The sequence below is a fragment of the Actinophytocola gossypii genome, from assembly GCF_025165815.1.
Lineage (GTDB): Bacteria > Actinomycetota > Actinomycetes > Mycobacteriales > Pseudonocardiaceae > Actinophytocola > Actinophytocola gossypii.
This window is the reverse complement of the sequence record NZ_JAFFZE010000019.1, coordinates 139,454-164,353: the sequence shown is the minus strand read 5'-3', so window position 1 is coordinate 164,353 and position 24,900 is coordinate 139,454. Positions and strand designations below refer to the sequence as shown.

26 protein-coding genes and 1 tRNA gene are annotated in these 24,900 nt (G+C 71.2%); 16 read left to right on the top strand and 11 right to left on the bottom strand.

All coding sequences use genetic code 11. The features are described from left to right. Positions 1 to 11: 11 nt before the first annotated feature. Entirely contained in the window at positions 12 to 1,391 is a 1,380-nt protein-coding gene (locus JT362_RS26090) for a helix-turn-helix transcriptional regulator (RefSeq protein WP_375546560.1), read from the bottom strand. Positions 1,392 to 1,613: 222 nt separating this feature from the next. Between JT362_RS26090 and JT362_RS26085 the strand changes: the two genes are divergently transcribed. From JT362_RS26085 to JT362_RS26075, 3 genes are all read left to right on the top strand, one after another. Beyond that, the gene (locus JT362_RS26085; RefSeq protein ID WP_260194465.1) at positions 1,614 to 1,856 is read left to right on the top strand and encodes a hypothetical protein; all 243 of its coding nucleotides are present in this window, start codon (positions 1,614 to 1,616) and stop codon (positions 1,854 to 1,856) included. A 14-nt stretch (positions 1,857 to 1,870) separates the two neighbouring features. Then, entirely contained in the window at positions 1,871 to 2,227 is a 357-nt protein-coding gene (locus tag JT362_RS26080) for a hypothetical protein (protein ID WP_260194386.1), read from the top strand. A gap of 281 nt (positions 2,228 to 2,508) precedes the next feature. Beyond that, a complete protein-coding gene (locus JT362_RS26075; RefSeq protein WP_375546559.1) occupies positions 2,509 to 3,099 on the top strand; it encodes a TetR/AcrR family transcriptional regulator in 591 nt (196 codons plus the stop codon). Here the strand turns inward: JT362_RS26075 and JT362_RS26070 are convergent. Beyond that, positions 3,096 to 4,307 (bottom strand): amino acid deaminase/aldolase, encoded by a 1,212-nt coding sequence (locus tag JT362_RS26070; RefSeq protein WP_260194385.1) that lies wholly within the window; start codon positions 4,305 to 4,307, stop codon positions 3,096 to 3,098. The genes JT362_RS26075 and JT362_RS26070 overlap by 4 nt on opposite strands. Positions 4,308 to 4,335: 28 nt before the next feature. On the opposite strand from JT362_RS26070, the gene JT362_RS26065 reads away from it, so the two are divergent. After that, positions 4,336 to 5,652: a D-arabinono-1,4-lactone oxidase gene (locus tag JT362_RS26065; RefSeq protein WP_260194384.1), complete on the top strand. Its 1,317-nt coding sequence runs from the start codon at positions 4,336 to 4,338 to the stop codon at positions 5,650 to 5,652. On the opposite strand, the gene JT362_RS26060 is transcribed toward JT362_RS26065, so the two are convergent. The 3 genes from JT362_RS26060 to JT362_RS26050 all read right to left on the bottom strand — a co-directional run bounded on the left by JT362_RS26060 (position 5,649) and on the right by JT362_RS26050 (position 7,311). Next, a complete protein-coding gene (locus tag JT362_RS26060) occupies positions 5,649 to 6,266 on the bottom strand; it encodes an NAD(P)H-binding protein (protein ID WP_260194383.1) in 618 nt (205 codons plus the stop codon). The two genes, JT362_RS26065 and JT362_RS26060, sit on opposite strands and share 4 nt — an antisense overlap. Beyond that, entirely contained in the window at positions 6,266 to 6,853 is a 588-nt protein-coding gene (locus JT362_RS26055; RefSeq protein WP_260194382.1) for a hypothetical protein, read from the bottom strand. The genes JT362_RS26060 and JT362_RS26055 overlap by 1 nt, the downstream gene beginning before the upstream one ends. A gap of 375 nt (positions 6,854 to 7,228) precedes the next feature. After that, positions 7,229 to 7,311: transfer RNA gene (locus JT362_RS26050), tRNA-Leu, on the bottom strand. A 129-nt stretch (positions 7,312 to 7,440) separates the two neighbouring features. On the opposite strand from JT362_RS26050, the gene JT362_RS26045 reads away from it, so the two are divergent. From JT362_RS26045 to JT362_RS26010, 8 genes are all read left to right on the top strand, one after another. Then, a complete protein-coding gene (locus JT362_RS26045) occupies positions 7,441 to 8,592 on the top strand; it encodes an FHA domain-containing protein (protein ID WP_260194381.1) in 1,152 nt (383 codons plus the stop codon). 89 nt (positions 8,593 to 8,681) lie between these two features. Continuing rightward, positions 8,682 to 9,143, top strand: a complete 462-nt coding sequence (locus JT362_RS26040) for an FHA domain-containing protein FhaB/FipA (protein WP_260194380.1) — start codon at positions 8,682 to 8,684, stop codon at positions 9,141 to 9,143. Next, positions 9,140 to 10,579: a PP2C family protein-serine/threonine phosphatase gene (locus JT362_RS26035; RefSeq protein ID WP_260194379.1), complete on the top strand. Its 1,440-nt coding sequence runs from the start codon at positions 9,140 to 9,142 to the stop codon at positions 10,577 to 10,579. Before JT362_RS26040 ends, JT362_RS26035 begins: the two co-directional genes overlap by 4 nt. After that, positions 10,579 to 12,027, top strand: coding sequence for an FtsW/RodA/SpoVE family cell cycle protein (locus JT362_RS26030; protein ID WP_260194378.1), 1,449 nt, complete (start codon positions 10,579 to 10,581; stop codon positions 12,025 to 12,027). Before JT362_RS26035 ends, JT362_RS26030 begins: the two co-directional genes overlap by 1 nt. Further along, the gene (locus JT362_RS26025) at positions 12,024 to 13,544 is read left to right on the top strand and encodes a peptidoglycan D,D-transpeptidase FtsI family protein (RefSeq protein WP_260194377.1); all 1,521 of its coding nucleotides are present in this window, start codon (positions 12,024 to 12,026) and stop codon (positions 13,542 to 13,544) included. Before JT362_RS26030 ends, JT362_RS26025 begins: the two co-directional genes overlap by 4 nt. Positions 13,545 to 13,548: 4 nt before the next feature. After that, positions 13,549 to 15,027, top strand: coding sequence for a serine/threonine-protein kinase (locus JT362_RS26020; protein ID WP_260194375.1), 1,479 nt, complete (start codon positions 13,549 to 13,551; stop codon positions 15,025 to 15,027). 77 nt (positions 15,028 to 15,104) lie between these two features. After that, positions 15,105 to 17,102 (top strand): Stk1 family PASTA domain-containing Ser/Thr kinase, encoded by a 1,998-nt coding sequence (gene pknB, locus JT362_RS26015; RefSeq protein ID WP_260194374.1) that lies wholly within the window; start codon positions 15,105 to 15,107, stop codon positions 17,100 to 17,102. A 4-nt stretch (positions 17,103 to 17,106) separates the two neighbouring features. Beyond that, on the top strand, positions 17,107 to 18,144 hold the full coding sequence (locus JT362_RS26010; RefSeq protein WP_311202756.1) for an NAD(P)/FAD-dependent oxidoreductase: 1,038 nt from the start codon (positions 17,107 to 17,109) through the stop codon (positions 18,142 to 18,144). 7 nt (positions 18,145 to 18,151) lie between these two features. Here JT362_RS26010 and JT362_RS26005 read toward each other — a convergent pair whose 3' ends face one another. Next, positions 18,152 to 18,805, bottom strand: a complete 654-nt coding sequence (locus JT362_RS26005) for an aminodeoxychorismate/anthranilate synthase component II (protein WP_260194373.1) — start codon at positions 18,803 to 18,805, stop codon at positions 18,152 to 18,154. A gap of 33 nt (positions 18,806 to 18,838) precedes the next feature. On the opposite strand from JT362_RS26005, the gene JT362_RS26000 reads away from it, so the two are divergent. Further along, positions 18,839 to 20,050, top strand: coding sequence for an APC family permease (locus tag JT362_RS26000; protein WP_260194372.1), 1,212 nt, complete (start codon positions 18,839 to 18,841; stop codon positions 20,048 to 20,050). Here JT362_RS26000 and JT362_RS25995 read toward each other — a convergent pair. Then, entirely contained in the window at positions 20,037 to 20,192 is a 156-nt protein-coding gene (locus JT362_RS25995) for a hypothetical protein (RefSeq protein ID WP_260194371.1), read from the bottom strand. The genes JT362_RS26000 and JT362_RS25995 overlap by 14 nt on opposite strands. Next, positions 20,192 to 21,100 carry a class E sortase gene (locus JT362_RS25990; RefSeq protein WP_260194370.1) on the bottom strand — a complete coding sequence of 303 codons (909 nt, stop codon included), beginning with the start codon at positions 21,098 to 21,100 and terminating at the stop codon, positions 20,192 to 20,194. Before JT362_RS25990 ends, JT362_RS25995 begins: the two co-directional genes overlap by 1 nt. Positions 21,101 to 21,228: 128 nt before the next feature. On the opposite strand from JT362_RS25990, the gene crgA reads away from it, so the two are divergent. Further along, entirely contained in the window at positions 21,229 to 21,495 is a 267-nt protein-coding gene (gene crgA, locus JT362_RS25985) for a cell division protein CrgA (RefSeq protein ID WP_260194369.1), read from the top strand. A gap of 134 nt (positions 21,496 to 21,629) precedes the next feature. Continuing rightward, positions 21,630 to 22,055: a PH domain-containing protein gene (locus tag JT362_RS25980; RefSeq protein WP_260194368.1), complete on the top strand. Its 426-nt coding sequence runs from the start codon at positions 21,630 to 21,632 to the stop codon at positions 22,053 to 22,055. A 7-nt stretch (positions 22,056 to 22,062) separates the two neighbouring features. Here the strand turns inward: JT362_RS25980 and JT362_RS25975 are convergent, their stop codons facing one another. Beyond that, the gene (locus JT362_RS25975) at positions 22,063 to 22,983 is read right to left on the bottom strand and encodes a rhomboid family intramembrane serine protease (protein ID WP_260194366.1); all 921 of its coding nucleotides are present in this window, start codon (positions 22,981 to 22,983) and stop codon (positions 22,063 to 22,065) included. Continuing rightward, the gene (locus tag JT362_RS25970) at positions 22,984 to 23,544 is read right to left on the bottom strand and encodes a peptidylprolyl isomerase (protein ID WP_260194365.1); all 561 of its coding nucleotides are present in this window, start codon (positions 23,542 to 23,544) and stop codon (positions 22,984 to 22,986) included. It abuts the gene before it with no gap. A gap of 83 nt (positions 23,545 to 23,627) precedes the next feature. On the opposite strand from JT362_RS25970, the gene JT362_RS25965 reads away from it, so the two are divergent. Continuing rightward, the gene (locus tag JT362_RS25965; protein WP_260194364.1) at positions 23,628 to 24,317 is read left to right on the top strand and encodes a hypothetical protein; all 690 of its coding nucleotides are present in this window, start codon (positions 23,628 to 23,630) and stop codon (positions 24,315 to 24,317) included. A 47-nt stretch (positions 24,318 to 24,364) separates the two neighbouring features. Here the strand turns inward: JT362_RS25965 and JT362_RS25960 are convergent, their stop codons facing one another. Beyond that, positions 24,365 to 24,883, bottom strand: coding sequence for a DUF2020 domain-containing protein (locus tag JT362_RS25960; protein WP_260194362.1), 519 nt, complete (start codon positions 24,881 to 24,883; stop codon positions 24,365 to 24,367). Positions 24,884 to 24,900 lie beyond the last annotated feature (17 nt).

Genomic DNA, 24,900 nt, shown 5'->3' with positions numbered 1-24,900 from the left:
GCCGCCCTCGCCTAGGAGGCGTCCGCGTCGTAGAACCGGGTGATGGTGTCGGACAGTTCGCGGGCGTCGGTGTAGTTGCGCCGCTTGTCTGCCTCTTCCTTGAGCGGCAGCAGCCGGTCCCGGACGCGGCGGGACTTGAGGTGCTGGGCCAGGTCGACGGCCTGGTGGCCGATCTTGGCTCCGTGGTCGATGTCGCCGTCGAGCAGGTGGTTGGTGGCCAGGAAGCTCAGGTTGAACGCCTTGCTGCGGGCCATGTCGTCGCCGTAGGAGCCGATGGCCCGGTGCAGGGCCGGAATGGCGAACTTCGTGTGCTTGACGTCCACGCGTTGGGCCAGCACCGTGTGCACGGTGCCGATCATGGCGTAGACGTCGTCCTCGTTGAAGAACTTGACCCAGTCCTCGGCCTCGCCCGCGTTGGCCCTGGCGAACTCGTCGCGGGTGCGGCCGATGAGCTTCATCGTCTGGTCCTCGTGGCCCATCATCGCGTAGGCCCAGGCCTGGTTCGCGCAGATCACGGCCACCGCCAGCTCGGAGCCGGACTCCTGGGCGGCGATCTGGCCGAGCTGGAACATCTTCAGCGCGTCGTCCGGGGACTCCTTGTGCAGGTAGACCCGGCCCATCCGGTACAGGATGTTGGCCACGAGTTGGCTGGACTCGCCGGCCTTCGCGAGCTCGAGCGCCCGGCCGAAGTGGCTGCGCGCCGAGTCGATCAGGCCGATGTCGAACGAGGTCCACCCGGCGAGGTTGTGCAGGTCGGCCAGCGCGACGTGCAGGCGCGCCTTGACCACGTCCGTGCCGGACGCGCTGAGCATCTGCTGCCCCCAGGACAGCTGCGCGACCACGGCGTCGCGACAGAACCCGCCGCCGTACTGGTAGTCGAGCGAGCGCAGGGCTCTGGTGGCGGCCTCGACCTGGCGTACGTCCGTCATCCCGATCCGACCGGGGGCGGGCGTCAACACGGGGTTGGACACCCACTGACCCGAGTCAGCGCCGAGCACATGCGCACCGACCGCGACCGCGGCGGCGTGCGCAAGGAACTTCCGACGCTTCACGTTCTCCGGCTCCTCAGCCTCCGGGGCTTCGCGCGTCTCGACCACCCGGGTGGCCGTGACTTCGTCATACGCGAGGCCCATGTATCCCCTCGGGACACCCAGGCCGTCGGCGATCCGGAGCAGGACGTCGTAGGCCATGACCTGACGACCCTTGAGGATCTCCGACACCTCGGACTGTGACTGACCGGTCATCGCCGCGATCTGGCGTTGTGACACGCCTCTGCGTCGCAGCAGCTTGTAGATCGTGCTGACCTCCCGCGCCGCGAGCGCTTGTCGCATCTCCTGCCCCTCCCACGCGTCGCGTGTAACGGATGAGCTTTGAGATCCGATGGAGTTCATTCCGCCCCCTCACAGTCCGCTGGGCGTCAGCAGCAATGTATGCGCACTTCACAAGCCGCGAGAAGTCCGGATCGGCGAACCTGATCGGTCCGACCGAAGTTCAGCGACCGCTCACCGTGGGACGACCGCCGATCGGCGCTGTGACGCACCAATCTGTGTTCGTAGGCACCAATGTAGTTGGTTGTAAGCGTACGAGCACGGAGGGAATCCGAGACGGTGGAGCTGGTCAAGACAGCGGTGGCCCCGTCGCCACCGGCGGACCTGCACGGTTCCGCGCTCGGCCGGCGGGTGTGGCGCATCGACTGCGGCGACATCGTCAACCGTGAGCGGTGCCTCACCGTGCTCGTCGAACGCAATCGGGTGGTCCTGGTAGGACCGCCGGGCGAGACAGCGGTGCTGACGGCGGGTCAACTCGGCCAGCTGCGGGTCGCGCTTCGCGAGGCCGCCGAGCAGGCGGAAAGGTAACGGTGACTCCTCCGATGGACGAGATACTCGGGCAGGTACTGCGCAACGCGGTGTGGGAACGGCTCGACATGCTCTCCGAGCTGGCCGACCGCGCCGACGCGCCGTCCCTGCTTTCGGTGGCACGCTCCGAACTCCCCAGGCTGACCGAGGGCTGGCGCTCCATGCTCGCCGCCCACGAACCGGACGAGAAGGGCAACTGCCCGGTGTGCTCGACCCGGTGGCGTCAGCAGAAGGCACCGTGCTCGGTGTGGCAGGCGGCCTACGAGCACCTGGTGGCCGGTGGACTCGCCCCCACCCCGTCCAACGCGAGGCACGCGATGCCCGAGCAGAAGAGCACGCGCTCGGCGGGCAGGTTCGCCAACGCCAGATAGGACACAGACTCCGCGAACCGGTGCTGTTGTACTCCCCCTCCCCCGACCAGCATCGGTTCGCGGCTCCACCACCGGACGACCCCCGCTCGCAACGTCGAGCGGGGGTCGTTCCGCGTTGTTCGAGAGCTTCGTCGATGGTCGGTTCCGACCGTGTTTGTGCTGGTGAACCGGTGTTGCCGAAGGAGTTTCGTATACAAAGTTCTGTGGTGGTTGCGGGTCGCGTTGGGCACGATGGAGGCAGGTCCCGGGTTCTAGGAGAGCATGTGGCAACCTCTGTTTCGTTGCGAAAGCAACCCGTGCAGCAGCGCAGCGCCAAGCGGGTCGAGCAGATGCTCGGGGCGTGTGCGGAGCTCGTCGACGAGCTGGGTTACGACGGCGTCACCACCACCCTGATCGCCGAGCGGGCGGGCGTCGCGGTCGGCTCGCTCTACCAGTTCTTCCCCGACAAGCGCGCCGTCGTGCAGGCGCTGACCAAGCGCAACCTCGACCAGTTCACCGCCGAGATCGACCGGCGGCTGGACTGGAACCACCTCGAACACTGGTGGGACGGCGTCGACGAGATCATCGACATCTACGTCGAGATGTACCGGACGGTCCCCGGGTTCGCCCGGGTCCGGTTCGGCGACGTCATCGACCTGCGGTTCATCGACGACCAGCGGGACAACAACACGGTCATCGCGGAGAAGCTCGCCGGGGTGATCGGCGAGCGGTCGGGTCTGCCGGTCGAGGGACTGTTCCGGCAGATCACCATCGCCAACGAGCTCGCCGACGGCATTCTCGCGCTCGCCTTCCGGCGCAGGCTGTTCGACCAGCAGGACATGATCGACGAGGCCAAGCGGGTCGTCCGCGGCTACCTCGCCGGCGAGCTCTAGCCGAAGCAGCGCCCCTCGCCGCGGTAGGTCGGAACGGTCCGCACGATCCGGTCGCCGTCGAGCACGTGGTACTCGGTGAACCGCTCGGCCAGCTCGCCCGCCTTCGTGTGCCGCAGCCACACCCGGTCGCCGACCCGCAGGTTCCTGGCCACGCGCCCGGTCACCGGCGTCTGCACCTCGCCCGCGCCCTCCACGCCGAGCAGCGACAGCCCGGCCGGCAGGTACGGGCTCGGCAGCCGGTCCTCGCCCGCCTTGCCCGACGCCACGTAGCCGCCGCCGAACAGCGTCGCGATCCTCGGCCGCGGCTTGTGCACCACCGGCAGCGCGAACAGCACCGCCGGGCGGGGGCTGAACCGCCGGTAGTGGTCGAACAACGTCGGCCCGACCAGCCCCGACCCGGCCGCGACCTCGGTGACCGAGGCATCCCCGCCGGTGCTCTCGATGCTCCCCGTCCCACCGCCGTTGACGAACTCCAGGTCCGCCACCTCGTGCACGGCCGCCACCGCCGCGGCCCGCCGGCCGGCCAGCTCCGCCGCCGACCGCCGCTGCATCCAGCGCAGCACCCCGCCGAGCACCGGCCGCCCACGCGGCTGGTCGCCGAGGCCGGCGATCTGCCCCTCGTAGCCCATCAGCCCGACCAGCTCGAACCCGTCCCGGTCGGCGACCGCGCGGGCGAACGCGCCGGCCTGCCGCGCGGTGAACAGCGGCGACCGGCGGGTGCCGACGTGCGCCAGGTCCCGGCCGAGCACCGGCCGCCAGGACGCGTCGAGTTCCAGGCACACCCGGACGTCCGGGTGGCCCAGGCCGAGCGCGGCGTCGACGACGTCCAGGTGCCCGACCGAGTCGACCATGATCGAGATCCGGGCGCGCGCGTGCGCGTCGGTGGCCAGCTCCCGCAGGGCGGCGTGGTCGACGGTCGGGTAGGCGACCAGGATGTCGGTGTCCGCGAGGTCGGTGCCGGCCCACTCGCCGGCCAGCCACAGCGCCTCCGGCAGCGAGTACGCCATCACGCCGGCGAAGCCCGGCCTGCGCAGCACCCGCTCCAGCAGGTACCGGCACCGGACGGACTTGCTCGCCACCCGGATCGGCCGTCCGGCGGCGCGGCGCACCAGGTCGTCGGCGTTGTGGTCGAATGCCTCCAGATCGACGACGGCGATCGGCGGGTCGAGGTGTTTGGTCGCGGCGTTGAACAACTCGGCGTCTGGCACCCGCCAACGGTACGACCTGGGAGGACCCGTGGCAGCTCCATCCACCGCCTGGCGCAACTGGGCCGGCACCGAGTCCGCCGTGGCGACGGCGGTGAGCAGGCCGAGGAGCCTGGACGAGCTGGCCGCGACGGTCGCCGGCGCCGCCCACGAGGGGAAGACCGTCCGGGCCAGGGGCAGCGGGCACTCGTTCACCGCCGTCGGCGCCGCCGACGACGTCGCCGTCGACCTCGCCGGCTGGACCGGGGTGACCGCGGCCGACCTGGAGACCGGCCTGGTGACCGTCCGCGCCGGTACCACGCTGCGCGCGCTCAACGCCGAGCTGGACCGGCTCGACCTGGCCATGACCAACCTGGGCGACATCGACGCGCAGACCATCGCCGGCGCCATCGCCACCGGCACGCACGGCACCGGCGCCCGGTTCGGCGGCATCGCCACCCAGGTCGCCGCGCTGGAGCTGGTGCTGGCCGACGGCTCGGTGGTCACCTGTTCGGCCGACGAGCGCCCGGACCTGTTCGCCGCCGCCCGGGTCGGCCTCGGCGCGTTCGGCGTGGTGTCGACGGTGACACTGCGCACCGAGCCCGCGTTCGTCCTGGCCGCGCGGGAGCGCCCGGAGCCGCTGGACGAGGTGCTGGCCGCCCTGGACGAGAACTGCGCGGACAACGACCACTTCGAGTTCTACTGGTTCCCCTACGGCCGGGCCGCGCTGACCAAGCGCAACAACCGCCTGCCGGCCGGGACGCCCCCGGAGCCGCTGTCGCCGGCCCGCCGGTTCGTCGAGTACCGGCTGATGGAGAACACGGTGTTCGGCGCGGTGTGCCGGCTCGGCCGGGCGGTGCCCCGGCTGGTGCCGACCCTCAACGCCGTGTCCTCGTCGGCGCTGTCCGCCCGCGCGTACTCCGACGTCTCGCACCGGGTGTTCGTCACCAACCGGGACGTGCGGTTCGTCGAGTCGGAGTACGCGATCCCGAGGGCCGCGCTCGGCGAGGTGCTGGCCGAGCTGCGGGAGCGGGTGCCCCGGCTGGCGGATCCGGTGATGTTCCCGGTGGAGGTCCGGGTCGCGGCGCCGGACGACATCTGGCTGTCCACGGCCTACGAGCGGGAGACGGCGTACCTCGCGGTGCACCAGTTCGTCGGGATGCCGTACCGGGAGTACTTCGCCCTGTTCGAGTCGGTGGCCGGTGCGGTCGGCGGTCGGCCGCACTGGGGGAAGATGCACTCCCTCGACGCCACCGCCCTGCGCGAGCGCTACCCGAGGTTCGACGAGGCCACGGCGCTGCGTACGAAGCTCGATCCGGCCGGCACGTTCGGCAATCCCTACGTGAACCGGGTTCTCGGCCGGCCCTAGCGACCGGTCAGCTCCAGAATCCGACCGTTCGTCGCAGGATCGTCGAGCAGCGACACCAGCACGGCGGCCACGTCGTCGCGGCTCACCGCGCCCGGCGGCACGCTCTCGTCGAGGCGGACGTCGCCCGTCGCGGGATCGTCGGTCAGCTGCCCCGGCCGCAGGATCGTCCAGTCCAGTGCCCGTGCCGTGAGGTCGCGCTCGGCGGCCTCCTTGGCGCGCAGGTAGGCGGCGAACGCCTCGCCCACGGACGGGTCGTCCGCCCGGCCCAGGCCCATGGCGCTGACCTGCACGAACCGGCGCACCTCCGCGCGCTCGGCGGCGTCGGCGACCAAGGCGGACGCGGCCCGGTCGACGGTGTCCTTGCGCGCGACCCCGCTGCCCGGCCCGGCGCCGGCGGCGAACACCACCGCGTCGGCCCCGGCCAGCACGGCGGCCACCTCGTCGACGGACGCGCCCTCGAGGTCCACGACGGCCGCGTCGCCACCGGCGGCCCGCACGTCGTCGACGTGGTCGGGGTTGCGCACGATGCCCAGCACGGAGTCGCCGCGTGCGGCCAGCCGAGCGGTGAGCAGCAGCGCGATCTTGCCGTGCCCACCGGCGATGACGACCCGCATCAGGACGCGGTCGCCAGGATCTGCTCGTAGGCCAGCTCGGTCAGCCACCGCTGCGTGCCGTCGACGGCCGCCGGTGCCCGCTCGGCCCGTCCCGGCAGGTCGAGGTCGACCTCGGGGCCGGGCACCGAGCTGACGATGCCGACGCCGTAGGCCCGCGCCCTGGGCAGGCAGTTGACCAGGTAGTCGTTGGTCAGCACCACCGACATCGGCAGCACCATCGCGGCGTCGCACCACCGCAGGAACGGCACCGCGTTCACCAGACCGGTGCGCCAGTGCCGCGCCACCGCGAGCGCGCCCACGATCCGCACCGCGGGCTCCGGAACGCGTCCGGCGAACTCGGACCAGGCCCAGGTGGACACGGTCGCCCGGTCCACCTCCGGCTCCTGGCCGAGGCAGATGCGTTCCGCGTGCACGTCCGGCAGCAACTGCGCCACCAGATTGATCCGCCGCCCGAGAAGTTTCATCTCCGGCAGCACGACCCCCTGCCAGCCGAGCCCACGCGCCGCGGCGGCGGCGAGCTCGTCGACCTCGGCGGCCAGCTCGACCGGAGGAACAAGCGGTGACGGCACCGCCGTCAGATTGTCCACCGCAGCCGCCGCGCGCCCTGGAATGCCCGTCACGAACCCAGCCCTCTCCATTACCGCCGAGCCCAAGCCATCCCCTGCCAGCCCGACGTATTTTGGTACCTCTCTGGCCTACCAGTTCCTGCACGTGCAAACGCAGACGCGAACGGCCCTCCTGCGACCGGCGGCGCACCTGCATCGATAACCGGTCGATGACCGACATCAGGACTTCACCCCGGCAGTGCCGCCGTCCGGGTGACCCGTGAGCCAGACGGCCCAACCGAAAAGAAGGGGGAAAGATCAACGGCCGCGGAGAGCGGGCGCGAGCCACATCACAAACGAAAAACGGTCCTGTCCGATGCCAGGAGCACCGACAGGACCGGTCGAAATTTCGATCGGTGGGCGAGGGGGGAGTTGAACCCCCACGTCCTTACGGACACACGGACCTGAACCGTGCGCGTCTGCCATTCCGCCACTCGCCCGAGTGGGAACGGGACAGAGACTACACCGGTCTCGGCGGGGGTACTCAACCGGGTTTGCACATCACCCTGTCCTACTCCCCGTACCCGGATACGATCGGACGAGGAGCACACGTGCGGAAGGAGGTACCCATGGGCAACATCGGCCAGCGGTTGAACCGCAAACTGGAGAACTTCGTGGGCAACTCGTTCGCGCGGGTCTTCGGTGGCAGCGTCGTACCGCAGGAGGTGGCGCAGGCGCTGCTACGCGAAGGTGAGGCAGGAGTCCGTGAGCTGGCTGGTGGCAGGTTGCTGGCGCCGAACCACTACGTGGTGACGCTCGGTTCGACCGACCACGAGAACTTCGCCGGGGACGAGGACCGCACAACAGCGCTGCTCGCGGACTGTGTGGCGGAGTATCTCTCCGAGCACCAGTGGGACACCTATGGTGACGTCGTAGTCTCCCTGGAGCGCTCCGACGCGCTGCACACCGGACAGTTTCGAATACGCTCGACCGTCGACCCCGACGTCAAGGCCTCGGCCAGGGCGCCGGCAAGCCAGCGGTCAGCACCACCCCGCAACGCAGGAGACCGATCCATGAGCCAGCCTCCCGGCTACGGCCAACCGCCCGAGGGCGACCCGTACGGTCAGCAGCAGTACGGCTACGGCCAGCAGCAAGGATATGACCAGGGCTACGGCCAACAGGGCTATGGCCAGCAGGGCTACGACCAGGGTTACGGCCAGCAAGGCGGCTACGACCAGGGCTACGGCCAACAGGGTTACGGCCAGCAGGGCTACGACCAGGGTTACGGCCAGCAAGGCGGCTACGACCAGGGCTACGGCCAACAGGGTTACGGCCAGCAGGGCTACGACCAGGGCTATGGCCAGCAGGGCGGGTACGGCCAGCAGGGCGGGTACGACCAGGGCTACGGCCAGCAGCCGGCCGGCGGCTACGGCCAGGACCCGTACGCGCAGCAGGGCTACGCCCCGCCGGCCGTGCAGACCGGCCCGCGTCAGCTGAACGCCAGCCTGCAGCTCGACGACGGCTCCAACCGCACCTACTCGCTCAAGCAGGGCGGCAACGTCGTCGGCCGCGGCCAGGACGCCGACTTCCGGCTGCCGGACACGGGCGTGTCCAGGCGGCACCTGGAGATCACCTGGGACGGGCAGAGTGCGACACTCGCCGACCTGGGCTCCACCAACGGGACGACGGTGAACGGCACCCCGGTCCAGACCTGGCAGCTCGCCGACGGCGACGTGATCCGCATCGGTCACTCGTCGCTGGTGTTCCGCACCCAGGGCTGATCAGCCGCACTCCGGCAGCCCGACCCGACCGCAGGCAGACCGCCGCGCGGTGACTCACCTATTCCTATCGGCGGGAGCGTTCGCAGCAGGTGCCAGAGCTGGTTGTGCAGCTGACCAGAGCAGGGTTCCTCGCCCTGCTCTGGTTGTTCGTGCTGGCCGCGTTGCGGGTCGTTCGCTCCGACCTGTACGCCGCGGCCGGCCTTCGTGTCTCGGTCCCGGGTTTCCGCCGCTCGTCGGCGAAGAAGTCCCGGGGCGGCAAGGCGCCCCGTCAGCTCGTGGTGACGCACGGGGCGCTGGCCGGAACCAGGATCTCCCTGGACGGCAGGCCGATCATGATCGGTCGCGCGGACGACTCCACGTTGGTGCTGGACGACGACTTCGCGTCCACCCGACATGCCAGGATCTCGTTGCGTGGAACCGACTGGTATGTGGAAGATCTGGGCTCGACGAACGGGACGTACCTCGACCGGGCTAAGGTCACGGCACCCCTCCGGGTGCCTCTCGGGGCCCCGATCCGAATCGGCAAGACGGTGATCGAGCTACGGTCATGACCCTCGTCCTTCGCTATGCGGCCCGCAGCGACCGGGGCCTGGTCCGCTCCAACAACCAGGACTCCGTGTACGCCGGTCCCCGCCTGCTCTCGCTCGCCGACGGTATGGGCGGCCACGCCGCGGGTGAGGTGGCCAGCAAGGTCGTCATCGCGGCGCTCGCGCCGCTGGACGACGACGAACCCGGTGAGGACCTGCTCGCCCAGCTCCGGGAGGCCACTCAGGCCGGCAACGGCGCGATCGCCGAGCTGGTCGCGAGCGACCCCGAGCTCGACGGCATGGGCACCACGCTCACCGCGATCCTGTTCGCCGGCACCCGCATCGGCCTGGTGCACATCGGCGACTCGCGCGCCTACCTGCAGCGCGGCGGCCAGTTCGCGCAGATCACCCACGACGACACGTTCGTCCAGTCGCTCATCGACGAGGGCCGGATCACCGAGGACGAGGCGGCCTCCCACCCGCAGCGCTCGCTGCTGCTCAAGGCGCTGACCGGGCACGAGGTGGAGCCGAACCTGACCATCCGGGAGGCACGGGCAGGCGACCGGTACCTGCTCTGCTCGGACGGCCTGTCCGGCGTCGTCTCGCACGAGACGCTGGCCGAGACGATCAAGATCACGGATGCGCAGGCGTGCGCGGACCGGATGATCGAGCTCGCGCTCAAGGGCGGCGGCCCGGACAACGTCACGGTCATCGTGGCCGACGTGGTCGACATCGACTTCGGCGAGGACGCGCCCATCGTGGGCGGCGCCGCCGGGAACGGACAGGACGAGGGCCCGCAGCCGGACTCGCCCGCGTCGCGGGCCGGCGCGCTCACCGCGCCGAGGATCGAACCGGTCCGGGCGGAGCAGGCCGCGCCGCCGCCGGACCCGAAGGCCAAGCGCCGCAAGCGCTTCCGGCTGTTCATGATCCTGTTCCTGGTGCTGGTGGTGCTCGCCGGCGGCGCGGTGGCCACCTGGATCGTGGTCAACCGGCAGTACTTCGTCGGCGAGGCGGAGGACGGCGAGATCGCCATCTTCCAGGGCGTACGCGGCAGCGTCTTCGGCGTCTCGCTGAACCGGCAGGTGCAGGGCAGCTGCGACCCCGAGGTCACGACCTGCGACAGGTTCTACGTCGACGACCTCCGCCAGCTCGGCCGGGAGACGGTCCGCTCCGGCTCGGAGAGCTTCGACAACATCCCGGACGCCCGCAACTTCATCCAGGACCTGCGCACCAAGTTCCCGCTGCCCATCTGTGAGTCGATGGCACAGCAACAGCAGGAGGATCAGGTCGGCCAGCCGACGCTACCGAGCACCCCGACGAACTCCCCGTCGCGCGGTGCCGGCTCGACCGCCGCCTCCACCCCGCCCTCGGAGCCGGCCACGGGCACCTCGCCCCAGCCGCTGGAACCCGAGCCCGGGGTCAACTGCCGCGAGCCGCGCGGGGACGAGGGCGGCGGCTGATGGCCTCGCCGGGTCCAGCGGGGCCGCCCGCCCAGGGAAGCGAGCAGCCAGGCGGCTCGGCTCCGACCCGGCGCGGTACCGAACTGGCGATGCTCGCGTTCGCCGCCGGCCTGATGACCGGCGCGCTGATGCTGGTGGAGGTCAACCAGGAGCAGCAGCTCACCATGCGGCTGGTCTGGTACGGCCTGGCCTACCTGGTGCTGTTCGCGGTGGCACACGCGGCGGTGCGCAGGTGGGCGCCCTACGCCGATCCGCTGATCCTGCCGTGCGTCGCGCTGTTGAACGGCATCGGTCTGGTGATGATCTACCGGATCGACCTGGCGCTGACCGAGCGGTTCGGATCGGACGACTGGTCCGCGGCCGCGCCGAAACAGGTGCTCTGGACGACCATCGCGACCGGGCTGTTCATCGCCGTGCTCAAGTTCCTCCCGGACCACCGGACGCTGTCCAGGTACGCCTACATGTTCGGCCTGGCCGGGCTGGTGCTGCTGGCCCTGCCCGGCATGCTGCCGGCGCAGCTGTCCGAGGTCAACGGGGCGAAGATCTGGCTGCGGCTCGGCGCCTTCTCCATCCAGCCGGGTGAGTTCGCGAAGATCCTGCTGATGGTGTTCTTCGCCGCGTTCCTGGTGTCCAAGCGCGACCTGTTCACCGTCGCGGGCCGCCGGGTGCTCGGCATCGACCTGCCCAGGGCCAGGGACATGGGCCCGATCCTGTTCGCCTGGGGCATCTGCGTGGCGATCATGGTGTTCGAGAAGGACCTCGGCACCGCGCTGCTGTTCTTCGGCGTCGTGCTCGCGCTGCTGTACGTGGCCACCGAGCGGTTCATCTGGGTCGGCGTCGGGCTGACCCTGTTCGCGGTCGGCTGCGTGCTCGCCTACCAGCTGTTCGGACACGTGGAGCGCCGCGTGGAGAGCTGGCTGGACCCGTTCGGGCTCTACGAGACCGGCGGCTACCAGCTCGCGCAGGCGTTGTTCGCCTTCGCCACCGGCGGCATGTTCGGCACCGGCCTCGGCGCCGGGCGGCCGGACATGCTGCTGTACCAGGCCAACTCCGACTTCATCACCGCGGTGATCGGCGAGGAGCTCGGCTTCATCGGGCTGACCGCGCTGCTGCTGGTGTACATGATCCTGGCGCTGCGCGGGCTGCGCAGCGCCGTCGCCGTCCGCGACAGCTTCGGCAAGCTGCTCGGCGGTGGCCTGTCGTTCACCCTGATCATGCAGATCTTCCTGGTCGTCGGCGGCGTGACCACGCTGATCCCGCTGACCGGTATCACCGCGCCGTTCCTGTCCGCCGGTGGCTCGTCCCTGCTCGCCAACTACGTCCTGGTCGCGCTGCTGCTGCGGATCTCCGACGCGGCGCGCCGTCCGCAGACCGGGGTCAAGCCCAAGCCGGTCGCCCAGGCGCCGATCGCCGAGGCGCACACGGTCATGGTGGAGAGACCCTCATGAACACGCCCCTGCGCCGGGTCGGCCTGGTCATGCTCGCCATGATCGTGCTGCTGCTGGCGAACACGACCTACATCGAGCTCTTCAACGCCGACGAGTACCGCGACGACCCGCGCAACCAGCGGGTGCTCTACGAGGAGTACTCCCGCGAACGCGGCCGGATCATCACCGCTGACGAGAAGATCATCGCCAACGTCAAGGCCACCGACGACCAGCTGCAGTTCCAGCGCACCTACGCCAACGGCCCGCTGTACGCGCCGGTCACCGGGTACTACTCGGTCCGCTACGGCGCCACCGGCCTCGAGCTCACCGAGGACGAGATCCTCAACGGCTCCGACGACCGGCTGTTCGTGCGCCGGCTGTCCGACCTGGTCACCGGGCGCGACCCGCGCGGCGGCAACATCGTCACCACCATCGACTCGCGGGTGCAGACCGCGGCTTACCAGGCCATGACCGGCAACGACTTCACCGGCGCGGTGGTCGCGATCAAGCCGGACGACGGCCAGATCCTGGCCATGGTGTCCACCCCGTCCTACGACCCGAGCGGGCTGGCCGACCACGACCCGGACGTCCAGGAGCAGACGTACAACAAGTACCGGGACTCCAACGCCCCGGAGAAGCCGATGCTGAACCGGGCCATCTCCGAGAACTACACCCCCGGGTCGACGTTCAAGCTGATCACCGCCGCCGCCGGGCTGGCGGACGGCCGGGACTCCGACACCCAGCTGATGGCCGCGCCGGGCATCGACGTGCTCACCGGCGAAGCGTGCGACCCGTCCGACGGCAGCACCCGCTGCATGAGCAACTACAACTCGAGGACGTGCGGCAGCGGGGAGACGGCCTCGCTGGAGACCGCGCTCGAGCTGTCCTGCAACACCGCGTTCGCGCAGCTGGCCGCCGAGGTCGGCGAGGAGAAGCTGGTCGACCAGGCGGCCCGGTTCGGCATCGGCCAGACCGACCTGACGATCCCGCTGCAGGTGGTGCCGTCCTGCGTCGGCTCGCGGGCCGACGGGAACTGCATGGACATCGAGGACGAGCCGTCGCTGTACCAGAGTGGCATCGGCCAGAAGGACGTGCGGCTGACCGCCCTGGAGAACGCGGTGATCGCCGCGACCATCGGCAACGACGGCATCCGGATGCACCCGCAGCTGGTGCAGAAGGTGCTCGCGCCGGACCTGGAGACGATCTCCGAGTACGACCCGGAGGAGCTCGGCGAGGCCATGTCGGCGGAGGACGCCGACGAGCTGACCGACATGATGATCCTCTCCGAGAACAACACCGGCGGCGAGGGCAAGCGCGACGACATCGAGATCGCCTCCAAGACCGGTACCGCCGAGACCGGCGCCGACCCCAAGAACACCCCGCCGTTCGCCTGGTACGTGGCGTTCGCGCCGGCCGATGACCCGCAGGTCGCGGTGGCCGTGGTGGTAGAAAGCAGGGATGTGGCGGCCACCGGTGGCAAACTGTCCGCCGCTGTCGGACGGGCGACCATGAACGCCGCCCTGGCCAGGGGGAACTGAGCAGATGCTGACGTCAGGCCAGCTCCTCGCCGAGCGATACCGGCTTTCCCGCCGGATCGCGGTCGGCGGTATGGGCGAGGTCTGGGAGGCGGCCGACACCCGGCTCGACCGCCGCGTCGCGGTGAAGGTGCTCAAGCCGGAGCTGTGCGGGGACGCCGAGTTCCTGCACCGGTTCCGCACGGAGGCCCGCACCACCGCCTCCCTCAACCACCCCGGCATCGCCGCGGTGCACGACTACGGCGAGACCGCCGCGATCGTCGACGGCCCGAAGGACACCGCGTACCTGGTGATGGAGCTCGTCGAGGGCGACCCGCTGGCGGCGATTTTGGCCAAGGAGCGCCGGATCAGCGCCGAGCGCACCCTGGAGATCCTGGAACAGGCCGGCAACGCGCTGCAGGCCGCGCACGAACGCGGCTTCGTGCACCGGGACGTCAAGCCGGGCAACATCATGGTCACCCCCACCCCGGACGGCCGAGTGGTGGTCAAGCTCACCGACTTCGGCATCGCCAAGGCCGCCGACGCCGCCCCGGTCACCCGCTCCGGCATGGTGATGGGCACGGCGCACTACATCGCCCCGGAGCAGGCGCTCGGGCACGAGGCCGAGCCGGCGAGCGACGTGTACTCGCTGGCCGTGGTCGGCTACGAGTGCCTCGCCGGGCACCGCCCGTTCCTCTCCGAGAACGCGGTCACCGTGGCGATGATGCACATCCGCGACCTGCCGCCGCCACTGCCGCCGGACGTGCCGCCGCACGCGCGCGCCGTGGTGGAGGCCACGCTGGTGAAGGACCCGGCGCAGCGGTACGGCAGCGGCGGGGAGTTCGCCGCCGCGGTCGCCGCGGTGCGGGCCGGGCTCCCGCTGCCGGCGCCGACCGGCCGCGCGCTCGCCCCCGCCCAGCTCGGCGGTCCGGCGAGCGCGAGCAACCCGCAGCTGCTCGCGGTCGGTCCGCCGAGCACGCCGCACCAGGTCCCCGGCACCGGGTCGTTCAACCCGGGCACCCCCTACCCCCCGCCCCGGCGGAACCGCACCGGCCTGTGGATCCTGGTCGGGGTGCTCGCGGTGGCGCTGTTGGCCCTGGCCGGGTTCGGGCTGATGACGCTGCTGAACGACGACGGCGACACGGGCGGCGAGTCCCGGCCGCAGTCGTCCGCCCCGGCCGACCAGGACGACAATGGTGGCAGCGGCGACAACGACGTCGGCGACGACGGCGCCGGCGAAGCACCCGGGGTGCCGTCGATGCCAGGACATGAGGAGAACCCAACCGAGCTCGTCGTCGTTGACAGCAGTGACTACGAAGGCCTGCCGGCGGCGGAGGCCGAGGAACGCCTCCAGGGCGCCGGGCTGGAACCGGTGGTGTTGAGCGAGGACGGTCGCCCACCGGACGACCCGGACGGCTGCGCGGTGACCAGCCTCACCCCGGACGGCACCCTGGCGACCGGTGCGGAGGTCATCATTCGCTGTGACGAGGAAGAAGGACCGCCGTGACCCCGGGCAGGTGGCAGGAACGGCATGATGTGACCGAGCGCCGCACATCCGCATACAGGGATCGAGACGACAGACCGATGAACAGTCCTAGACTGCTCTCCAACCGGTACGAGCTGGGCGACGTGCTCGGCTACGGCGGCATGTCCGAGGTGCACAAGGGTCGCGACGTCCGCCTCGGCCGGGACGTCGCGGTGAAGGTGCTGCGCGCCGACCTGGCGCGCGACCCGCAGTTCCAGGAGCGTTTCCGCCGCGAGGCGCAGAACGCCGCCGCGCTGAACCACCCGGCGATCGTCGCGGTGTACGACACCGGCGAGACCAGGACCGAGCACGGCCCGCTGCCCTACATCGTCATGGAGTACGTGGACGGGCGGACCCTGCGCGACATCGTCAAGACCGAGGGCCCGCTGCCCGGCCAGCGCGCGATGGAGGTCATGGCCGACGTCTGCGCGGCCCTGGACTTCTCGCACCGGCACGGCATCGTGCACCGGGACGTCAAGCCGGCCAACGTGATGATCACCAAGACCGGCGCGGTCAAGGTGATGGACTTCGGCATCGCCCGCGCGGTCGCCGACGGCCAGGCCGCCGTCACCCAGACCGCCGCGGTGATCGGCACCGCCCAGTACCTCTCGCCCGAGCAGGCCCGCGGCGAGGCGGTCGACGCCCGCAGCGACGTCTACGCCGCCGGCTGCGTGCTGTTCGAGCTGCTCACCGGTGACCCGCCGTTCACCGGTGACTCCCCGGTCGCGGTGGCCTACCAGCACGTCCGGGAGGACCCGAAGCCGCCGTCGTCGCTCAACTCGCGGGTCTCGCCCGCGCTCGACGCGATCGTGCTCAAGGCGATGTCCAAGGGCGCGCCGAACCGGTACCAGTCGTCCGCCGAGATGCGCACCGACCTGGTCCGGGTGCTGTCCGGCCAGCGGCCGCTGGCGCCGATGGTGATGACCGACGAGGACCGCACCGCGGTCATGTCCCAGGGCCGCGCGCCGATGGACCAGACCCGCGGCCGGCACCGCCCGCAGACCCTCGCCAAGGAGTACGACGACTACGACCCGTACGAGGACGAGGAGGAGGAGCGGCGGCGCCGGCGCAAGAAGGGCTGGCTCATCGCCCTGGTCGCGGTGCTCGGGATCGCCCTCATCGGCGTGATCGTCTGGCTGGTCTCCAGCGCGTTCAACACCGAGGAGGCGCCGCCGGAGCAGGTCACCGTGCCGGACGTGATCGGCCAGGACGCCGAACAAGCCCGAAGCACGCTCACCGAGGACGGCTTCACCGTGCGGACCGAGCAGGTGCCCTGCCAGCCGACCCCGGACGGCCAGCCGGGACCGTGCGGACCGAACAGCATCGGCCAGGTCATCGCCACCGACCCGGCCGTCGGCACGACCATGGACAAGGCCGACCGGCTGACGCTGAAGGTCGGCGCCCCGGCGGAGCAGGTCGACGTGCCCGACCTCACCGGCATGACGCCGGAGGAGGCGAAGAAGGCCCTCACCGACGTCGGCCTGACCATCGACCCGAACCAGCCGACCCAGGAGACCGAGGACGAGAACCTGGTCGGCAAGGTCGTCGACCAGAGCCCCGAGGCCGGGCAGCCGATGGACAAGGGCGGCCAGGTGTCGATCACCATCGGCGAGGAGCTGGAGACGGTCGGCGTGCCCGATCTCACCGGCCAGGACGTGGAGACCGCCCGCGCGAACCTGGAGAACTTCGGGTTCCAGGTGCAGACCGAGGAAGTCGACTCCGAGGAGCCCGCCGGCACCGTGGTGGGCCAGGACCCGAGCAGCGGGCAGCACCCGCCGGGCACGACCGTGACGCTGCAGGTGTCGAACGGCGAGCTGGCCGAGGAGAAGATCGTCATGCCGAACCTCACCGGCCTGTTCCCGCAGGAGGCGGAGGCCCAGCTGCGCCAGCTCGGCTGGGAGGGCGACATGAACGTCCAGCAGGGCGGCGAGACCGACGACCCGACCCAGTTCGGCCGGATCGTCGAGCAGGAGATCGCCGAGGGCCAGGAGATCGACGTCGACCAGGAGGTCGGGGTGCGGGTCGCCTCGGAGCTCAACGGCGGCGGGGGCCGCTGAGGCGATGCGGGTCGCGGTCGTCGGGGCGGGGATCGTCGGTCTGGCGACGGCGGACGCGCTGTCACGGCGCGGGGCCGAGGTGGTGTGCCTCGACCAGGACGAGCCGATGGCCGCCCGGTCGGCCGGCAACTCACGGATCTTCCGCCTGGCGCACGCCGACCCCGGACTCGTGGCCTACGCGGCCCGGTCGGCGGACCTGTGGTCGTGGTGGTCGGAGCGCGCCGGTACCCCACTGGTCGGCACCCAGGGCCTCGTGGTCACCGGACCGAACGCGCCAGACTGGGCCACCGCCATGGCCGGGTTCCCGCACACCGTGGAGCCCGCCGCCGACGCGCTCGGCCTGCCCGTCCGGTCGGCGCTGCCCGGCCCGGCACTGGTCGACCCCGGCGCCGGCGTGATCGACGTGCCGGCCACCCGGACGTTCCTGCGCGCCGCGGTCGGTTCCGCGCTGCGCACCGCCCACGCCTACCGGCTCACCGCGACCGACGACCGGGTACGGCTCGACACGTCCGCCGGGCCGGTCGAGGCGGACCGGGTGGTGGTCGCCGCAGGGCGCGGCACCTGGCAGCTCGCGGCGCAGGTGGGCGTGTACGTGCCGACCGAGCTCGCCCACCACGTGCGGTTCACGTTCCGCCTGCGCGATCCGGCCGCCGCACCGCCGTGCTGGATCGACGGCACGGAGTCGTGGCGGCCCGGGTTCACCACCTACCAGCAGTGCTCCGGCCCCGGCCACTGGTCGGTCGGCGCCTCCCTGGCGCCGGCGGAACAGGCGTGGGAACGGGGCCGGGCGGCGGTGGTGGCCCGATCCCGCGACCTGGTGCGCCGCTACGTCCGCGAGGCGTTGGCCGGCGTCGAGGACGACATCGTGGACGAGCTGTACTGCGACCTCCCCGCCGGTCTCGGCGACGGGGTGCACGTGACCACCGGCGGTCCGGCCACGTTCCTGTGGGGCGACAACCTGTTCAAGCACGCGCCGGCCGTCGGCGAGTCGCTGGCCGCGTCGACGCTCGACGGCACGGTCCCCGACATCCCGCCGGCCTGAGCCGCCGTCAGGGGATGGACGCCGCGCTGGCCAGGGCCCGCAGCTGCAGGGTCAGGTCGGCGACCGTGGCGTCCGGCACCGGGTACCCGCACGCGGCCATCCAGTTCGCCAGCATCCGGTGGCCGCCCTCGGTGAGCACGGACTCCGGGTGGAACTGGACGCCCTCCACCGGCAGCTCCCGGTGCCGCATCGCCATCACCACGCCGCCCTCGGTGCGGCCGGTGACCTCGAACTCGGCCGGAACGGTGTCCGGCAGCACGGTCAGCGAGTGGTACCTGGTCGCGGTGAACGGGTCGGGCAGGCCGGCCAGCACCCCGGCGCCGTCGTGGTGCACCACGCTCGTCTTGCCGTGCAACAGCTCCGGCGCGCGGTCGACCGTGGCGCCCCACGCGACCCCGATCGCCTGGTGGCCCAGGCACACGCCGAGGACCGGCACCCCGGTCGCGGCGCAGCGCCGCACGACCTCGATGCTCGACCCGGCCCGCTCCGGCGTGCTCGGGCCGGGGCTGACGAGCACCCCGTCGAACCCGGTGAGCGCGTCCGGCGCGGTCAGCTCGGCGTCGTCGTTGCGGCGCACCACGCAGTCCGCCCCGAGCTGGGCCAGATACTGGACCAGGTTGTAGACGAAGCTGTCGTAGTTGTCGACCACCAGTACCCGCATGACCGACCACCCTACTTGCCCGGAGGCACCCCCGTGGAGCTCGCTCGCCGGCTCGGCACGTTCGACGCCACCGCCATCGGGCTCGGCTCGATGCTCGGCGCCGGGGTGTTCGCCGTGTTCGCCCCGGCGGCCGCGAGCGCGGGGGCGGCGCTGCCGGTCGCGCTCCTGCTCGCCGGGTTCGTCGCCTACTGCAACGCGGTCGCGTCGGCGCAACTGGCCGCGGCCTACCCGTCGTCGGGCGGCACCTACCTGTACGGGCGGGAGCGGCTCGGCGAGTGGTGGGGGTTCGCCGCGGGCTGGGGGTTCGTGGTCGGCAAGACGGCGAGCTGCGCGGCGATGGCGCTGACGTTCGCGACCTACGTGCTGCCGGAGTACCAGCGGCCGGTCGCCGCGGCCGCCGTCGTGGTCCTCGCCGCGGTGAACTACCGAGGCATCACCCGCACCGCGCTCCTCACGCGGATCCTGCTCGCGATCGTGCTCTCCGTGCTGCTGCTGACGATCGCACTGTCCGTTCCCGACGTGTCCACTGTGTCCGTCGAGAGTGGATGGTCGACCGGCGGAGTGCTCCAGGCGGCCGGGCTGCTGTTCTTCGCCTTCGCCGGCTACGCCAGGATCGCCACCCTCGGCGAGGAGGTCCGCGACCCGGCCCGCACCATTCCGCGCGCGGTGCTCGGCGCGCTGGCCGGCGCGCTCGTGCTCTACCTCGCCGTGGCCGTCGTCCTGCTCGGCGTCCTCGGCCCGGTCGACCTCGCCGACTCGGCGGCACCGCTGACCGACCTGCTCCGTGCCGCCGGGCACGGCGGGCTGGCGCCGGTCGTCGCCGTCGGCGCGGCCGCCGCCAGCCTGGGCGCGCTGCTGGCGCTCATCGCCGGCGTCGGCCGGACCACGCTCGCCATGGCCCGCAACCGGGACCTGCCGGGCTGGCTGGCCGCCGTGCACCCGCGCTTCGCGGTGCCGCACCACGCGGAGGTCGCCGTCGCGGCGGTCGTGGTGGTGGCCGTGCTGGTGGCCGACCTGCGCGAGGTCATCGGGTTCTCGTCGTTCGGGGTGCTCGTCTACTACGCGATCGCCAACGCCTCGGCGTGGACCCAGCCGGCGGCCGACCGGCGGTGGCCGAGGGCGCTCAACGCCGCCGGGCTGGCCGGCTGCCTGCTGCTGGCCGCCACCCTGCCGCTCATGTCCGTGCTGGCCGGGCTCGGCGTCCTCGTGTTCGGCCTGGCCGGCCGGGCGGTCACTCGGTCGTGACGTTGTTGAACGGCAGCAGCGGCTCCACCCACGGGAACACCACGAACAGCAGCAGCGCGGCCACCCCGGCCGCCAGGACCACCGCGAGCGCCACCCGGACCGCGAGCGGCCCCGGCAGGTGCCGCCAGATCCATCCGTACATCAGGTGATTTCCTCGAAGGCCGGCGGCCGCCAGTCTGGCTTGCTCGGGTCCTTGGGGTACTCGTTGGTGAGCACCGAGTGCACGATCAGCCGCTCCTTGTCGGAGAAGCGGGGGTGGCAGGTGGTCAGGGTCAGCAGCGACGCCGACTCACCGGCGCTCGCCGTGCTGGTCGGGTCGGTCGGGATGGGCGCGATCACGTCGCCGTTGGTGGGCAGCACGATCCGCTGGCCGACCAGGCCCTCGTAGACGCCGCCGAGCAGCACGCCCTCGCAGCGCGGGTCCTTGCCCTTGCCCTGGGCCCAGCCCGCCTTCTCCTCCTCAAGCGGCACCATGCGGTAGACGAACCAGGTGTACTGGGTCTCCACCACGATCGCGTCGCACGACTCGATCAGGTTGATGTCGTTGAACGGCGCGCCCTTGCCGACCCGGTGCCCGGCGACCGAGAAGTTGCCCGGCTCGCCCGGGTAGGCGGTGTCGGTGTAGTGCCCCGGCCCGATCTCCAGGCTCGGCGCGGTGGTGCCCTCGACGACCGTGAAGTGGAAGTCGGCGCCGAACTTCGGGATGTGCATCTTGGCGAAGCCCTCGCCCTCGCCGAACTGGCCGAAGTGGTCCTGCCGCTCCTCGCCGCCGCCGATGGTGGGGTCGCTCCAGCGGTCGTCGAGCTCCGCGGCGGCCTCCCGCTGCTTGCCGGCCGAGATGAGGTCGGTGATGTAGACCTCGTAGACCACGAACAGCAGGACCACCATGCCGAGCGTGATCAGCGCCTCGCCGACGCCGCGGACGACCCGCTGGGTCTTGTCCGGCTTCCCGGGTGGGGGTCCGGAACGGGGCCGAGGGGACGGCGCCAGTTCGCCCAGGTCCCCGGAGATCCGGCCCGCACCGCGGCCCAAGTGCTCCACAGTGCCCACGACGCGCTCCTTTCGGCCCCCGACCTGTTGGTTCGCCGACCTGCTCGGCTACGTTAACGTGTTGGCGATGGCGGTGTTTCGGCACCGATCACGATTGCGACCAAAGCTACACGTCAGGTGAGGACGAGATGCCCAAGTCCAAGGTCCGCAAGAAGGCGGTCTACACGGCCCCGGCCGACCGCCGCACCCCGGTGAAGGTGAAGGCGGCCGGCCCGTCACATCCTATCTACGTCGGGGTGATGCTCGGCATGATGCTGCTGGGTCTCGCCTGGCTGGTGGTCAACTACATCGCCGGCGAGGACATCCCGTTCATGGCCGACCTGGAGAACTGGAACTTCGCCATCGGCTTCGCGCTGATGATCGGCGGCCTGCTGATGACGATGCGGTGGCGCTGATCCGGCGTTGATCTGACGCCCGTTACTCCGATCAGCGCAGCGTGATTGAACCACACGGGTGTAAGTCATCCCCAGTGTGGATAACCACTGTGGATAACTCGCCCCGGGTGTCGATCCCGATTCGGAGCGTGAGCGTGAACGTGTCTCCGCAGGCGGCCCTGACCTGGGCACCGAAGGTCGAACTGACCGTGCTGGCCTGGGTTCTGGCCGCCGCGGCGGCCGTGGTCGCGGTGTTCACCGACGATCCACCCGGACGGGTGTTGCTGGGCGCCGTGGCGCTGTTCCTGGCCGCCGCCGGCCTGTTCGGCGCGCTGGCCAGGCCGCGGCTGGCCGCCGGCCCGGCCGGCGTGACCGTGCGCGGACCGACCGGCAGCCGTTCGTGGTCGTGGGCCGAGGTGAACGTGCGCCTGGTGCGCACCCGCCGACTGGGCCGGGACGTCTCGTCGCTCGAGCTGGACGCGGAGAACGCCGAGGTGCCGGCCCTGGTCGTGCTGGGCAGGCTCGACCTCGGCGCCGACCCGGAGGACGTCGTCGACGCCCTGCTCGAACTGCGGACCTGAGTGATCCCTAGCCGACGCCACCGCAGTAGATCTGGAGCCCGATCGCGGCGCAGTCCATCGAGATGCTCCGCACGGTCACCGCGACCACCATCGCGACCAGCAACACCACGCAGGTGCCCAGCTGCACCTGGGTGCGCCTGGCCGGTGGCGCGTACACCATCGCCGCCGACGCCAGCGCCCCGGCGAGCAGCCCGCCGACGTGCCCGAGCAGCGAGATCCCCGGCAGCGTGAAGCTGAGGACGATGTTGATCGCGATCAGCGTGAGCACCGGCGCCGGGTTCAGCTTCGACCGGAACACCACCACCGCGATCCCGCCGAACAGCCCGTACACCGCGCCGGACGCGCCCGCGACACCGCCACCGGGGTCGCCGAACAGCATCACCGCGGTCGACCCGCCGAGCAGCGACAGCAGGTACACGCCGATGAACCGCAGGCGGCCGAGCGCGACCTCGAGGTCCCGCCCGATCACCCACAGGGCGAACATGTTGAACAGCAGGTGCACCGGCCCGAAGCCGCCGTAGTTGCCGAAGTGCAGGAAGCCGGAGGTAATCAGCCGCCACCACTCGCCGGCCGCCACGAACGCGGGCACCAGCGCGCCGTCGAGGAAGACCGACGAGCGGTCGTTCTGCGTGACGCTGCCCGCCTGCGCGGCGGTCAGCACGAACGCGGCGACGTTGACCGCGATCAGCGCCGGCACCACGACCAGCGAGCGCGACCCTCGGGTGGCGGTGCGGGCGCCGCCGACCGTGCGGGGGGCGCGGACGGTCCGCGCGCCCTCGTTGACGCAGTCGACGCACTGGTAGCCGACGGAGGCCTCGCGCAAGCAGTCCGGACAGGCCGGCCGGTCGCAGCGCACGCAGCGCAGGCCGGTCGGCCGATCCGGGTGGCGGACGCAGGCCGGGAGGTCGTGGGACCGGTTGGCCGACACTCAGCCCTCGGCGCGCTCGATGGTGACCCGCTCCACGACGATGTCCTCGACCGGCTTGTCGGCCGGCGGGGCGGTCGGGGTGTGCGCGATGGCGTCGACGACGTTGCGCGACTCCTGGTCGGACACCTCGCCGAAGATCGTGTGCTTGAAGTTCAGCCAGGTGGTGGGGGCGACGGTGATGAAGAACTGCGAGCCGTTGCTGTCCTTGACGCCCGGGTTGGCCATGCCGAGCAGGTAGGGCCGGTTGAACTGGAGCTCCGGGTGGAACTCGTCGACGAAGGTGTAGCCGGGTCCGCCGCGGCCGGTGCCGGTCGGGTCGCCGGTCTGGATCATGAAGCCGTCGATGACCCGGTGGAAGATCATGCCGTCGTAGTACGGGCCGGAGAGCTCGCCCTTGGCGTTGCGCTCGGAGTACTGCTTGCTGCCCTCGGCGAGACCGACGAAGTTCGCGACGGTCTTGGGCGCGTGATCAGGGAAAAGGGAGATGTGGATCGGACCCTGCGACGTATGCAGGGTGGCCGTGACCTTCACTCCGACGAGGGATCCATTGCTGTCTGCCACCCGGTCATCGTGCCATCCGCAGCGGGATCGCTCCGGAAGGGGCAGGATGGTAACCGTCCGATAAAGCCACCTTGGAGCAGACGATGGACGAAGTGAAGGCCATGTCCCGGGCCGGAGAGACGGTCGGCAAGGCCGTCGGCTCCGGCTGGCTCACGGTCAGGCGGAGTGCCAGGCGCGCTGGTCAGGCCGGCGCCGAGGCGACGGTGCGGGCCGCGAAGAGCACGGACAGGAAGCTGACGGAGCGTGGCGTCGCACCGCAGCACCTGACCCAGGCACTGTCCGAGGGCGCCGAGCTCGCCCGCCAGGAGATCGGGAAGACGACGCGCCGGACGCGCAAGAAGTTGGCGCGCACGGCCAAGCACACCCGCAAGGAGCTGGCGAAGGCGGCGAAGAAGGCGAACAAGGACGCCAGGAAGAGCAAGCCGGCGAAGCGGGCGGGGAAGTCGGCCAAGCAGGCCAAGGCGGACGCCAAGCGGATGAAGGCGTCCCTGAAGGCCGAGGCGGCCAGGCTGAAGGAACGGGCAAGGGAAGAGGCCGTGGCGATGAAGCTGGCGGAGACGCCGAAGAAGCGCCGTCGCTGGCCGAAGGTCCTGCTGCTGGCCGTGGTCGCCGGCGGCGTCGCGTACGTCGTGCGCAGCCGGACGTCGGCGGCGCCGCAGCCGACCCCGGTCCCCGAACCACGCCCCCGCGCGGACTCCCCGGAGTCGGCTTCGTCGGAGTCCTCGAGCCCCAACGGCCAGCCGACGAACAAGGAGTCGACCAAGCAGTCCTGACCCGCGGTCGGGTCCCGCCGCCACCGGCGGGACCCGACCCGTGTCAGCTACAGCCCCAACACACCGATCGCCTCCTCCGCGATCAGCTTGGCCTTGATGGTCTGCTCCTGGTTGGTGGTGACCACGATCGCGTTCCCTTCCTTGGCCACGGCGTACACCGCCCCGGCGTCGGTCGGTTGTGACCCGCCTTCCCACCCACCGTCGAGCGCGGCAGGGTTCGAGGTGTCCACCGGCGCCGCCCGATCCACGAACGCCTTGGCAACCTCAGGTTCCCCCTGAAAGACCTGAACGGTGACCTGCACGTCCCCATCCGACCGGTAGAAGAAGCAAGCGGGCGTCCCACCCCCCGAGACGGCCGAGATCCTGGTCTCCCCCACCCGCTGCCCGTTCGTCGACTCCACGAACCCGGCGTCGAGGTAGGGACAGTCACCCGCCGGCCCAGGTTCCGCCACCGGCGGCACCCCCTGCTCCGGTGGTGGCGCACTCGTGGCCTCCGTCGCGTCGGGCAACTCCAGCGACCGCTCCCCCGAGCCCGACGACCCGCACCCCGCGAGCAGAACCACCATCAACCCGACGAGAAACG